Genomic DNA, 13,644 nt, shown 5'->3' on the forward strand with positions numbered 1-13,644 from the left:
GTCAATAATTTACGTGCTGATGCCGATCTCACAATTGGGAATTGACGAAAGGGCGATACTTGCTGCCGCTCCTCGGCCGCGCTACCAGTCCTCAAGCTGAAACCGCGAAACTCGCGGCATTCTCTAAGTGTAGAGTTTCACCTTGTATTCCCACGGCGTTGCCTAAACTCGTAGAATCCACCTTGCACGATTGCACGGGTTCTTCGAGTGTGCAACGCTGGCATTCCCGACTGGTTCAAGTCTTCGATCGCCAAAGTTTTGAAGTTTTTGGCTGAGTATGCCGTCAGTTTCTCCAACACATCTTGGCGTAGGTCAACTTCAAAATACCGAGGATTTTCTGGTTTTACCGCTGCTACCAGCAGCAAGTGCCGATCAAGGCCCGATGGGAACTTGAGGCTAGTCTGTTGGGTTGGAGGAGTTGCGATCGAGGTTTTTTTTGGGTTTGCCACAGCCCTAAAATCAGGTGCAGTCAAAATGAACCTTTGTTGGCAATTGTCAGGAAAACCCTCAGTGCCGATCGACATTTTTGCTCGCCCGCGGCTCGCGTCATAGGCTCGCGTCATTACCTTATTCTAAGGCAGGGCGGTTCAAATCCCTAGTCCGCCGGAACCAGACGCCAGCTTGGGGCGAGCAACGGCTTTTCTCACGCTCGACCCATAACTAAAGCGTTGTAAAATCTATAGAACTTTTGGATCGAAACGCCAGAGGCAAGCCCTGGGGTAACGACATGGGGATTTAGACCGGGCGCTCAGTCGGTAGGGATTTTTAAGTCTCGTGAAACGATTGTGTTGCTAAAACCAGAGTGGTATAATCGGCACAGAGCAATTCGCCAGAGTAAGAATAATTTTCAAACCATTGAAATATCCTAGAGGGCGAGCAACCCCGGTAACGCACTAATCCGATTAATTCGGAATAGTTAAAGGGCAAATCATTGCAGCATAGGTCACGTTCAACCTTAAAAATATGAAGGACTCAGCAAGTATGCGCTCCGGGATCAGTAAAGTTCTTTGAGTGAGTAGAGGGATATTTGAATGTCCCGTTGTCCTCTTGAAGGTGGGCAATAATCCCCCGGCTTTAGATGTGGGGAGGTTCAAGGACTGACCTTTTTCAGGTTTGGCCTATGGCAGTCTCCGCAGTGAGAGCTACTCTTTAATCAAGCGGCAGTGGTACTGCTCTCTCATTCCTCCAGACAACAGGTGGCGGCCGTACTTTCTGGAAGTTCTCCCGTGAGGACGTGCTATGCGTGAGTGCTGAAGAAAAGTTAGAAAAAAATGCTATCCCCCGATTGGGCAAACGATACCAAAAAGTAAGACTTAATTGGCAAAAAGTTATCCTTACTTGCCTATACTTGTTTACTTTAGGTAAGTTGACTAAAAATCACACGCAGTGTTATCTTTAGTCAAGAACCTTTGGCTTAAGGGGGATAGCCTACTTATGTTGGAATTAGCCGTCTACCCAACAGCGTAGGAAGTAAACACCACTTATCTTTTAGGCCTTTAAGTAACTTAAAGTAAGTTGGGATAGGTTTTACGAAGCAGAGGACTATTAGTGTGCTGTATCTAGCGGAAGTACAAAAACAGAAAAGCGGCTTTGGTCTCGGTGGCGGTAAGGCTGAACTGAAACTGCTAGCTTGTCAGCGGGGCGAACATAACTGGAGCGCCGTACCAGGCGATGACGGGATACCAGTTGAGGAAGCTAATAAGTTTAACGACGGCACGCTGGTGCTGGTTGAGTTGAGCGCTAGCAAGCAAGTGCAGCGGATTCAGGAGGCGGCCCGCCAGTTGGTGAGCATTCTGCAAAATTTCTCGCGATTGCAGGACAAGTTTAAGGATAAAGAAGAGGAAATTGAACAGTGGAAGGCTTCTCTGACGTTTTCGAGTCAGGAACTCAATCGCCGGGAAATGGAAATGCAAGCCCGCGAAGAGCAGTTGGCTCAAATGGAAGAGGAGTTGGAGCGGCTTGAGGCTCAGCGCTCAGAAATTGAAAATACTAGAGATGAAGCTAACCGACTGCGAGAAGAAGTCGATCGCAGTCGCGTGGAAATTGAGACGGCTTGGGAACAGTTGCGGGGCGAGCAGCAACGGGTGGCCCAGCAGCAGTCTGAGGTTCCCCAGGGGGCAGTGGTTGATGAGCAGCAAACCCAGAGGATTCAGGAGTTGATGCAGAAGTTGGGAGGGGCAATTGCTTCGGCCCAAGGGGTGCGGGAACAACTGAATCAGTCTTTTGGTTCGGTGGGTGCTCAGCAGGCAATTCTGGATCAGCACTGGCAGCAGTTGGAGCAAAAACAGAGCATAGCTCAACAGCAACAAGAAGAGGTCGATCGACAAAATCAGAGCCTCCAAAACCGCTGGCAAGAGTGGTACCAATCTCAAGATACTTTGGCGCAAGCTCGGGCGGAGCTTAAAGGGCAGCAAAGTACCCTCAGCGCTAAACAGGACCAGGCTCAGTCGGTGTCTTTGCAGGTGCGGGCTGTTGAGGAGCTTTACCAGCAAGTTTCCAGGCTCGCATCTGCTTCGGGTGCTGCGGGTACGGAGCAGAAAGTAGACGTGTCAGCTTTGGAGAAGATGCCTGTTGACGAGTTACAGGGGCTGGTGCAACACCTGCAACAGGATTTGGAAAAGGTGTTCCGCTTTGTTAACGATCAAGAGGAGGAGTTGACTCTGCAGCGGGAGACAATCGAGGAGCTGCAAGGGAAAATTCAAGCTGCTAGCGAGTACGATCGCATGGCTTTGGAAAATGAAATGGCAGATGAACTCGAAAGTTATCAGATGTTAAACGAAACTCTGGTGGGACAGCGCCTCCGGTTGCAGGAACGGGAAGATGTTTTAAAGCAGCATCAGGCGGTGCTGTGGCGGCGGCTGGGTACTGCTAATGCTCCCAAACAAGAGCGAGGAGATATTGATTTGGCGCCGATTGTCGCACAGCTCAATACTCAGCGGCAGCAGCAAAGCCAAGAATTGCAAAGACTGGAAAACGAAATTCAGCAGGTGCGGGAAGCTATATCCCAAATTGAGGCAAATGTCAACCGCCAAAATGGGGAAAGTGAAGCGAAACGCTACGAACTCAAGCAGTTAGAGCAGAATTTGTTCAACCAGAAAGGTGCAGTGGCGCAACTCTGGGGCAGGGTAAATGTTTATCAAGAAATGTTGCAGCCGGTGCAGGACAATTTGACTGCGCTACGCCAAAAGCTCGAAGCGGTGGCGGGGGAACTCGATCGGGTGCAGGAGACGGGAGACGAGCAAGATCGGGTAGTTTCCGAGTTGCGGCAAGTTCTTTCGGGTTTACTCTCAGCTTAAAATTTAATATCTAAAATTATCGAAGGGTGTTCGACTCGACCGATCGCTCCTCCAGGAAATGGATCGGTCTGCGATCGGTTGGGCGCTACTATTAAGCTGGTTAGTTTTTCTACGCTTTCAAAACTGGGCGCCGAAGGCAATATTTGTTGCAGTAGTTGCCGCATTGCCCGTCGCTGCAAGGCCAGGGGTGCTTCGCGCAAAATCGGGCGATTTAACTTGACGGGAAGTTGAAAATTTACCTGCGGGCTGTCTGCAATTGGAGACATTGCTCGCTGTAGCAAGTCGCTGGCTGCAAGTTCGAGATATTCTACGTCGGCGCGCAGGAGTTCGGCTGTTTGAGCTAGGGCTTGTTGGGCTTTTGGGTTGAAATGAGTTTCCAAATAAGGCAATAATTCCGATCGAATCCGGTTGCGACTATATTGCAAGTCTTGATTTGTCGAATCTTCCCAAATGGGTAGTTTTTGCTCTTGACAAAATTGACCTGTTTGCGATCGAGTTATTTCCAGCAAGGGACGAACTAAATAGATTTGAGATTTGAGATTTTGGATTTTCGATTGGAAATTTTCACTTGAATTCTCCAATCTAAAATCGGCAGATATTTGGGAGTTGGGATTTTCGCCGGAATTCCCCAATCTAAAATCGGCAATCGGCAATCGAAAATCGAGCAGGGGCCGTGTCCAGGTGAGGGCAGAAAGTCCGTCGGCGCCACTGCCGCGAATCAGGTTGTAGAGGAGTGTTTCGGCGCGATCGCTGGCTGTGTGGCCTGTAACAATGTAGGGGTAGTTGTGGGCGATCGCAATTTCGGTTAAAGCTTGATATCGCCACTGTCTGGCCGCTGCTTCTGTTTTGGGGATGTCCGAGGCTGTTTCCAAATAGTAGGATATTCCCCAGCTTTTAGCTAATTGTTCTACATGATTCGCCGAGGCTTCCGAGTCAGAACGCCAACGATGATCGCAGTGAACAATCGCTAGGTTCCACCCCCATTTTGGCTGCAAATCTAGCAGTAATTTAATTAAACACAGAGAATCTTGTCCGCCCGATACTGCTACTAGCAATCGCTGATTTGATGGCAATATTTGTCGGTACAGCAGCGTCCTGTGCACTTGAGCGTGCAGGTGCGTCCAATAGGAAAATTCAGCCATGACAGCAGTTTTTTATTAAGCAAAAATCAGGAAGTTAGAAAACCAGAAGTATCCGGGATTTAACGGATGGATTTTGAGCAAAGAAGGGGAAGCATCCCCCTCTCCCAATCTCTGAGTCTTTGCCTTCCTAGCTCCACATTCCTATACTTTGGGGGTCGCGGTCTGGATACCTAGAAATAGGAAAATGATTATTTATTTCTGTTGAGTCACACTGATTTAATGGCTCATCTATATCGGTTTGAGTTGAGCTAGCTACGGCGTAGTTTTGCACGGTGTCCGATCTTTCGGCAGCGGCAGGAAGGGCTTTTTGTTCTTTGATTTCAGGTTCGAGCGGAATGAACTCCAGACGCATTCTAAGTTTTCCTTTAGTCCAGTCTTTGCCAGCACTTAGTAACTCGCAATCCAGGCCGTCTGAAAATAATTTTTCGTCTACCAATTTTGACTGCATAATTGCCATAAATTCGCTGACTTTGAATGTACATTGATACATCAAAGCGCTGGTAGGCGCAGACACAACATCGTCTTCTTGGGGAAATATTGGCGATTCGTCCATATTAATTGTCCTTATTTTAATGAATGAAGAAGAAAGAAGGAAGAGGGAAGAAGGAAGAAGGAAGAAGGAAGAAGGAAGAAGGAAGAAGGAAGAAGGAAGAGGGAAGAGGGAAGAATGCCCTTCGACTTCGGGAGTGGGTAAAAAAAGGGAAGAAGGAAGAGGGAGTTAATTATTATCTCGCTGGTTGAGTAAGGTGGGAATTGCCCACCCTACAACCGGAGATGATATTAATCCCGATTCTTTGACTTATCCTGTTCTTCTTTGGCCCATTGGTGGATCGGGAATTAGAAAAACCAACCGTAGGAATGTAAACCTTTGCCTAACAGATTAACGCCTAGATAGCAAATCCAAACTACCACAAAACCTGTGGCGGCTAAAATTGCTGGGCGTCTTCCCTGCCAGCCGCGAGTAATGCGGGCGTGCAGGTAGGCAGCAAATACCAACCAAGTAATTAGCGCCCAAGTTTCTTTCGGGTCCCAACTCCAGTATGAGCCCCAAGCTTCGTTAGCCCAAACCGCACCGGCAATAATGCCAACTGTCAGTAAGGGGAATCCTAAACCGATGATGCGATAGCTAATGTTATCAAGAGTTTCTGCTAGATTCAATCGCTGGGGCGAGAGAAGTTCTGCGGTTTGAGTTGGGGCAGTTGATGCGGTTTGAACGGTGGCTAATTCGAGGACTGCGGTGGTGCCCAAACCGTTATTGTTGGAGTTGAAAGAGGGTTCGCTGAAAACTAATGCGCTGTCGGCGCTGGTTTCTGCATTTTGAGGTTCGGGGTTTTGAGGGCGTTGGAGGCGGTAGTTGCTGTTGCGGTTGCTGTTGGTGCCGAAGGAACTACCGGTGAGTTCGATTTTTTGGCCGCGGGTGACGATTAAAAATGCGATCGCCAGTAGCGCTCCTACCATTAAAGTTGAGTAACTAAGCATCATGACGCTAACGTGCATCATCAGCCAGTTTGATTTGAGGGCGGGTACTAGGGGCTCTGCAGATTGCATGGTTGCGGGCAGAGTCAGGGCTGCAAAGGCGGATATTGCCATTGCTACGGGGGATGTGGCTACTCCTACTAAGCGGGAACGACTCATGTTTTCCGCGACTAGGTGGATGGCGGTGATTCCCCAAACTAGGAAAAATAGGGATTCGTAGAGATTGCTTAAGGGGAAGTAGCCGGCTTCTATCCATCGAGAACCGAGTAAAGCGGCGATGGATAGGTTGGCGACGGCCATTCCTGCGGTTCCTAGGGCCCCCAGGTAGGGAATGCCGGGGAATGCTGCGCCAACCCAGTAAATGAGCATTGTGGAGAACAAAACGGCAAAGGAGATGTTGTCCAGCCAGTTCTGGAGTACGACCAGATCCATAAAAATTACTCCGGTAGTGTTTTTACTTATTTTTGCTAACTAGATCGATCGTACTGGGGTTAGGCAGTTTTGGGTTTGGGATTTTGAATTTTTGTGGCAATTATGAGTGATTGGCTGTTGTTGAGGTGCGAGTGGGCGATCGACTCACCAAGGATTGCCAATCATTCTAAAAGCAGACCAATAATAAGGATGAGAGAAATTCTGACTCGTCGTGTTTGCCAATTCCGGGGGTAACGGCAGATTGCCAACAGAAGTGTGCAACATCCCCCCTTCAATTCGCACTTCTTGGCGCAACATCGCTAATTGCGCTTGCCGCAGTGCTTCTGCTTTAATCGGAGCAGTTTTTAACTGCCCGTAAAACTCCGTCATCAATCCTAAACTGCCCTCGTCGCTGACATACCAAAGAGTCGCCATAGCCGATTTAACCCCGGCTTGCACGGCTAACCCGCCAAAGCCCAACTCGGCCTCTCGATCGCCCACAGCAGTCTTGCAAGCACTCAAAACTAACATTTCCACTTGCGGGCTGTGCCAATTCATTTGCCGCAACTGATCCAAACGCAATTTAGTATCCCACAACTGAATAAAGGATTGGCTGGGATCTCCCGATCGAAATTCGGCGTGAGTAGCCAAGTGAATCATCCCAAAAGGCTGCTGCTGGCGCTGCGATTTCAAATTGGCCAGGGTGAAAGCTTCGTTCAAGAAAGATTTACCCGGCCACTGCTGCGGGGTGATTGTCGATACTTCTATTTCCACCGCAGGCAAAGGACTCATCTCTGGAAATTGCGACGCCCCCATTGCCAGAACTTGGGTATTTTTGAAATTGGCGGGGCTGGTATCGGTCAAACTCAGACTCGGCATCGATCCCACACTGTAACGCTCTACCAGAAAGCCTTTGCCGTCGTGCAGGGCGCCCATCGGTATCGATCGCAACCCCATATCTGAGATAAAAGATAAATTCTCAATGCCTTTGGCTTGCAGTTCTGCTTCCAGCGGCGCTACCATCCACTGGTAGAGTTGCTGAGCCAAGGGCAAATAACTTTTAGTGTTGCGCTTTACCGGATTAGTCAGTTCATCGCGAAATTTCCGAACAGCTTCCATTACCTCGGCGCGAGAGGTTCCAGGGACGCGCTGGCGAACGGGCACACCTTCCGGGGTGATCACCATCATTTCCAGTTCGTCAGAGGCTTGAATTTGCTGTTCTACGCGCAAGATGGGGGAACTGCTGTAAGGCCGATCGACTGTAGAACCCCTGGGTACGAAGCTGATATAAATGAGAGCGGGTTTGATACCTGTGGCTTGTTGGACACTGCGAAGGGTATTTTGGGCATCTTCTAAGGTGGCGATCGTATTTGTTGATGGCAAATTTAGGTAATCGACAAACTCACTGGTAAATCTCTCCTCGACGGGAAAAATAACTGCGCCGACGTTAGTTGGCAACTTGGAAGCTTCAAGATTCCCAAACGCGGGAGGTGAAATGCGCTGTTGCAAGGAATTAGATATCTGGTTTTGCTCTTGCAAGCTGGGCGAAAATAAAGGATTTGTACTGGGTGGCTGGTTGGCTGCGAGCTCCGGTGTCGGTATCGGTGCGAGATTTATGGGCGCAGCAGCAGGCGCAACCACTGGATTTTGAGTAATTGTGGGTGCGATCGGCACATTTGATACCGGTGCTGGATTTTGAGTAATTGTGGGTGCGATCGGCACATTTGATACCGGTGCTGGATTTTGAGTAATTGTCGGTGCTGGTGGCACATTTGATATCGGTGCTGGATTTTGAGTAATTATCGGTGCGATCGGCACATTTGAGACTGGCGCTGGATTTTGAGTAATTGTCGGTGCGATCGGCACATTTGAGACTGGCGCTGGATTTTGAGTAATTGTCGGTGCGATCGGCACATTTGGGACTGGCGCTGGATTTTGAGTAATTATCGGTGCGATCGGCACATTTGATACCGGTGCTGGATTTTGAGTAATTATCGGTGCGATCGGCACATTTGAGACTGGTGCTGGCGTTGGCGTTAATGTTTGTGCTGGCGCTGGTGCGGGCGCTGGCGCTGGCGTCGGCGTTAATGTTTGTGGGGGGGCTGGTGCGGGGGCTGGTGCGGGCGCTGGTGCGGGCGCTGGTGCGGGGGCTGGTGCGGGCGCGGGTGCTGGTGCGGGCGCTGGTGCGGGCGCTGGTTCTGGTGCGGGTTCTGGTGCGGGCGCTGGTGCTGGTGCAGGTGCTGGTGCTGGTGCTGGTGCGGGGGCTGGTTCAGGTGTTGGCGCGGGTGTTGGCGCGGGTGTTGGCGCTGGTTCAGGTGTTGGCGCTGGTTCCGGCGTTAGTGTTTGTAAAGGTGCAGGTGCTGGCGCGGGTGCTGGTGCTGGTGCAGGTGCTGGTGTTGGTGCTGGTGTTGGTGCTGGTGTTGGCGCGGGTGCTGGGGCAGGTGCAGGTGCTGGTGTTGGTGCTGGTGTTGGTGCTGGTGTTGGTGCTGGTGTTGGTGCTGGTGCTGGCGCGGGTGCAGGTGCAGGTGCAGGTGCAGGTGTTGGTGTTGGTGCAGGTGCAGGTGCAGGTGCTGGTGTTGGTGCTGGTGTCGGCGCTGGTGTCGGCGCTGGTGAGGGTGTCGGCGATATTGAAGAAGCAGTAATGTTAATTTGCGTCGGCTGTACTATCTGAGGGGTGGGGCTGAAATAACCTCCCTGTGTAATAACATTTTCCTTCTTTGGACCCCCAGTGGCAATGCTGCCAGCAGTACCGTTGAGTTTGTTATAGTCGGCCCCGACGCTGAAAAGAGTGTTCGAGGCTTCGCCACCGTGGCGAATGGTGATATCTCCACCATTGGCGCTACCAGTAGTGGATGCGGAAATGCTGCAAGCTTGCGACAAGCAGTTGTTATCGTTTGTGAAAGTGCCTGTAGCTCGGAAATTACCGCCGGCTGTAATGTCAATCTCTCCTCCACCTGTTCGGCCTTCGGTGTTGATATGGGTTACTTCTATGTCGTTGCGCGCGTTGAGGGTGACTTCGCCGCCTTGTTTTTCTTCGGAGTTGGCGTCTATGAATCCTGTTTGAATGCTGCTTGAGGGTGCTGCAATACTAACGCCTCCGGCGTTGCTGGTTTTGTCGATCGAGCTTGCGTTGATATTGCCTGTTTCTACTTTTCCTGTACGGCTGGTGACGGTGATGTTGCCGCCTGCGGTGGTGTCGGAGTGGGAGTCGAGATCCGCAGTGCTAATGTCGCCACTAGCTTCTAGGGCGATCGCGCCGCCTTGCGAACTTGTCAGGTTTCCGCTGGCTGCAATGGTGTTGGCTGCTTGAATTTCGATCGCCCGAGCGTTTGCATCTTTTAGTGCCACGTCCCCCGCAGCTACGGCTCGGTTAGACGCCGTGAGTACCACTTCACCGCTGGCATTGAGGCCGATCCCTGTAGCGTTTGTTTCACCGATGCCCGTGAGCAGTTCGGGCAAGGATGCGATCGGCAATGTCGAATCTGTCGCGCTGGATGTTCTAGTGCTGCTCGTCCCCGAGGGCGGCTCGATTTCCAAACTCAGCAAATTGCCTCGCTGGCTGACGCGCACTAAATTTGTCCCGGAGACTGATGCTACGGTAATTTGACCGCCTGGGGCCGAAAGGCTGCCGGTGCTGACAACGGTGCCGCCGAGCAAGGTTAAGTTCTGCCCTGACTTGACTGCTAAGTCTGCCGTGCTGATAATTGCCCCTGCTCGATCGGCCCCAAAAGCAAAGGAACTGGGCGCGCCTGTCAGAGATGTGTAGGCGCTAGTACCGACAGCGTTAAACGAGTTTGAACCAAATCCAATAGCGGTGGCGGTGGTTGCTGTGAAAGAAGCCGGCACGTTTAAGCTGGCACTGTTGCCAAATATGATGCCGGATGGATTCATCAGAAACAAGTTAGAATTGCCGCCGGTTACTTGAATTAAGCCGTTAATAATCGAGGGTTTACCGCCGCCTATGCCCGCTAAAATGTTGCGAATGTTGGGGTTTGATATAAAGTTGGCAATCTGATTTTCCGACAAGCCGAATTCTGTAAAACTGTGGAAAAGATTTGCTTTATCGCTCGATAATTGTCCGCCTTCAATATCGAAGCGAGTTGGCTGCCCAGGAGTTCCGTTTTGCGCTGCGGGAGTGACGGTAGTACCCGTTGCGTCCGCCGCTGGCACAATTGTTTGACCTTCAGCTTTTGCTTGCACAAAGTAAAGATTTATTAAGACTATTTGCAGAGCAAGTGCCAGTTTGCTTATTCTTGCTTTAGATAGGGATTTCGACGTTTTTTGAATAATTTTGACGGTTTTCATAGGTTTTTAATGGGTAAAATATATAAATCACAGAAATTAGGTAAAGAAATTGGCTTTGTAGAAAAAACTTGGGTTGACGGCTGTGTCACTAAATATCTGCACATCTGTGCTGTGTCTGGTCAATGTGCCTAGAAGATTGCAAATTTACCCCTCATTTTCAGAGGTGGTATTTGTGAGTTATTCTGTCAGTCTTATTGCTAAGTAAGGTTTGCCTGGTAATTGTTCACGTTTCCTTGTTAGGAAAGCGATACGCTTGGCTATAAACCTGTTCACTCGTTCCTTAATCGCCTTCGACAGTGCATAATGCTGGCGTTTACATCACGGTGTCGTGACCAGATGAACGTAGTCAGTTAAGATGCTTGACTGCAGGTTCCGATGTTGTACAGGTGCTGACTAGGAATGCCAATATCTGCATAGGTTTTTCGGAACGGTTGAAGACGCTATATTTATGAAGCAACCGGGTTTCTGACTGCAAGTGCTTTTAGGAGTCAATGGGTAGAATTGGCTTCTGCTTTTGCAATTTTCTCAGCGTATCTTCTCCACAATCTAAATATAACTCGAAATGCCTAGGCTCTGTATCTTCCGCATGACATATTAATAAAAAAAAACAAAAACGGCCTTCATAGAGGCACTCCCACCCGGAGAAACCTGGTTTTTTAACTATTATTGAGAGTCTGAAGGAAGTATCGGGCTTCAAAAACTAGGTTTCTGCGTCCAAGACTGACTCGGAAACATCCCAAAATATTTTATACAAAACAAAAAATACTCTACACTTGCCGAAAATTAAAATTCTGAAAATAAGAAATAAGAAGGGTCAGAAGACAGAATTCAGAATTCAGAATACCCCATGCCTGAAGTGAGGGTTAACGGTCACGGAAGTGATTTTTTGTGACCCACCATTAAAATCGGGGGGCTTAAGCCTCGATTTTCGATCCTTTCGCACAGAATCCCTTCGATATTCTGGCTGCTGACTTCTGAATTCTTCTTCAGTAAGTCAAATTGTTAGAGTATTCAGAAACCCGGTTTATTTAAATAATAAACCGGGTTTTTGGGTTTATTTGTGTGAGGTTTTGTGAAGTAAAACTCCTTAAATCCGGCTCTATTTCCCTCTTATAGTCAACTCCACTATTGCCGATTTCGCTCGGCGGGTTTTGGATTTTAATCGATCGCCCTGTTGGTGTTTAAGGGGGTGTGCAGGCGGATTTGTGGCAGGATTTAAGAGTTAATTGGGTGAAGTTTGGACAGTGGGCGAGGGACTGGGTGAACCCAGGCGCGGTGAACCCAGGCGCGGTGAAGCAAGGCCCGGTGAAGGAGTGGATTGGGTGGATTTTTTGAGACCGACAAAAGCGTCATAACGGGTGGTACGATCGCCAATGACGGCCGCTGTAACGCCGATCGACCGCGTGGCATCTATCCACATTTTTTGGTTGGGAGGAAACTCCGGCAAAGCTAGGTTTTTCGGGTTGAACGCACTCTCGGTGTCGATGAAGAAATTGCCGTTGTGGGGTTGAAGTTGCGATCGTACTGTTTTCTGGAACAGTTCGCTGCTTAAAAGCGGACTTTTCGGTTCCGGAACGATCGCATCAACCACGGGAGCTCCTACTGTCATAAATGCTACATTGTTCATCCAGCCGCGAGTTACCGTAATCCCTCCAAACGGCGATGTCCATTTAATCGCCGGTTTGCCGCCGACTTGAATTTCCTCCACTCTAAATCCTTTACTTTTCATGGTTTCATCAAGCTGTTTCAGGGATTTGTTCGCGGCGCCCTGGTTATTTGTTTCCACCATAAATACAAATCCGGCAGCAAATTTGTCTCTCGGATTCTGCGCGGGCGCTGGTATTAATGATAGAGAAAATTCTCCCGCCATCCAGTTCATCAAGTCTTTATCTAAATCCATGCCGGTAGTGGATTTTAAACCTGTGCGTAAAACTTGGGGATTAATCGGGGAAATCGGGTTTGCCTCGGCTCCTAATACGTAGTCTTGCCACAAACGCTGCAAGTTGCCACCGGATACCATCATTATTGTATTGCTAGGCAGGCGGTTAACCATTTTTAGAGCATTGTTTTCTACTGCTATCCTTCTGGTAGAATCTGGTTTTAGCCAAGAGACTGATTTGAAGGCAATTCCTTCTAAATCCAGCGTCGCTGTAGTGGCAAATCCTTGATTTTGTTGCAGTTTTTCGAGGCTTTCTGGCGAAATTTCGCGGGCTGAGTTGGCGGCGGCATAGGCGGTGGCAACGGGCATATTGACGTAGATTTGACCGAAGGCACCCGGACTTTTTATTTTGTCTATGGCGTCTGCATAGCCAGGGGTTTTTGCTAGGGAAGGTTCGCCTTTGTAGGTGTCGATTATTCTGTCTGTAGCGCTAGGATCTGTGGTGACTGCTAGATACCTGGTTCCCAATACCGCGACGGAGAAATTGCGATCGGGTACGCCTTGAGTTTCTGTGACTTGCACGCCTTTATAATTACGCTCAACAATTTTTCCTTGGCTAAGGGGTCTGGGTTTTGCTAATAATTCTTTGGCTTTGATCGGGTTGGCAATTGGCAGGATAATTGCCACTGACTGTTGAATTGGCGGAGATGGGGGCGTGTTGGGTGCCGGCGAGGGGGCTGGTATAGCTATTTTGTTGCGGAGAAAGGCTACCATTGCTGTGTTACCCACCCAGGGTTGAATGTCTTGCTGGTAGGCGTAGCCGTTGCTTGTGAGCAGGCGATCGCGCATTTGAGTTAAAAACCTCTCAAACGAAGCTTTTGACTCCGGCGTCCCAAACTCTCGCAGTCTATTCCACTGCGATTCATCGGTGGTGAGGGATAGGGCCATCATCGTATCTTGCGGGACAACCGTTGCCCCCGGCGGCAAATCTTTGGCTGGCCCACGGGAAATGACGAGGTAGTAGGTGACAAAGCCTAAACCGATCAGAAGTGTGGCGGCTCCGATCGTAAACAGCAGGGAAGATTTATCTTTCTTAAACATTATTCGTAAGGTTCGGGTGCTCGCAACATCATAA

At 49.5% G+C, this 13,644-nt stretch carries 8 protein-coding genes; 2 read left to right on the top strand and 6 right to left on the bottom strand.

Going from position 1 to position 13,644, the window contains the following annotated elements; all coding sequences use genetic code 11:
* Nucleotides 1-137: 137 nt before the first annotated feature.
* A complete protein-coding gene (locus QUA83_RS06100) occupies nucleotides 138-563 on the bottom strand; it encodes a hypothetical protein (RefSeq protein ID WP_333292113.1) in 426 nt (141 codons plus the stop codon).
* 987 nt (nucleotides 564-1,550) lie between these two features.
* Here QUA83_RS06100 and hmpF point away from each other — a divergent pair.
* The gene (gene hmpF, locus QUA83_RS06105; RefSeq protein WP_333292114.1) at nucleotides 1,551-3,296 is read left to right on the top strand and encodes a pilus motility taxis protein HmpF; all 1,746 of its coding nucleotides are present in this window, start codon (nucleotides 1,551-1,553) and stop codon (nucleotides 3,294-3,296) included.
* Here the strand turns inward: hmpF and tilS are convergent.
* Together tilS and QUA83_RS06115 are read right to left on the bottom strand one after the other, a co-directional pair.
* Entirely contained in the window at nucleotides 3,293-4,438 is a 1,146-nt protein-coding gene (gene tilS / locus QUA83_RS06110; RefSeq protein WP_333292115.1) for a tRNA lysidine(34) synthetase TilS, read from the bottom strand. The genes hmpF and tilS overlap by 4 nt on opposite strands.
* 127 nt (nucleotides 4,439-4,565) lie before the next feature.
* Entirely contained in the window at nucleotides 4,566-4,991 is a 426-nt protein-coding gene (locus QUA83_RS06115) for a KGK domain-containing protein (protein WP_333292116.1), read from the bottom strand.
* Between the two features lie 19 nt (nucleotides 4,992-5,010).
* Between QUA83_RS06115 and QUA83_RS06120 the strand changes: the two genes are divergently transcribed.
* Nucleotides 5,011-5,160: a hypothetical protein gene (locus QUA83_RS06120; protein ID WP_333292117.1), complete on the top strand. Its 150-nt coding sequence runs from the start codon at nucleotides 5,011-5,013 to the stop codon at nucleotides 5,158-5,160.
* Between the two features lie 115 nt (nucleotides 5,161-5,275).
* On the opposite strand, the gene ccsB is transcribed toward QUA83_RS06120, so the two are convergent.
* The 3 genes from ccsB to QUA83_RS06135 form a co-directional block, all read right to left on the bottom strand.
* A complete protein-coding gene (ccsB, locus tag QUA83_RS06125; protein WP_333292118.1) occupies nucleotides 5,276-6,346 on the bottom strand; it encodes a c-type cytochrome biogenesis protein CcsB in 1,071 nt (356 codons plus the stop codon).
* Nucleotides 6,347-6,490: 144 nt separating this feature from the next.
* Complete coding sequence (locus tag QUA83_RS06130) at nucleotides 6,491-10,630, bottom strand: CHAT domain-containing protein (RefSeq protein WP_333292119.1); 4,140 nt, start codon at nucleotides 10,628-10,630, stop codon at nucleotides 6,491-6,493.
* Nucleotides 10,631-11,852: 1,222 nt separating this feature from the next.
* Nucleotides 11,853-13,610, bottom strand: a complete 1,758-nt coding sequence (locus QUA83_RS06135) for a DUF3352 domain-containing protein (protein WP_333292120.1) — start codon at nucleotides 13,608-13,610, stop codon at nucleotides 11,853-11,855.
* Nucleotides 13,611-13,644: the final 34 nt, after the last annotated feature.

The sequence above is a fragment of the Microcoleus sp. K1-B1 genome, assembly GCF_036704705.1.
GTDB lineage: Bacteria > Cyanobacteriota > Cyanobacteriia > Cyanobacteriales > Microcoleaceae > Microcoleus.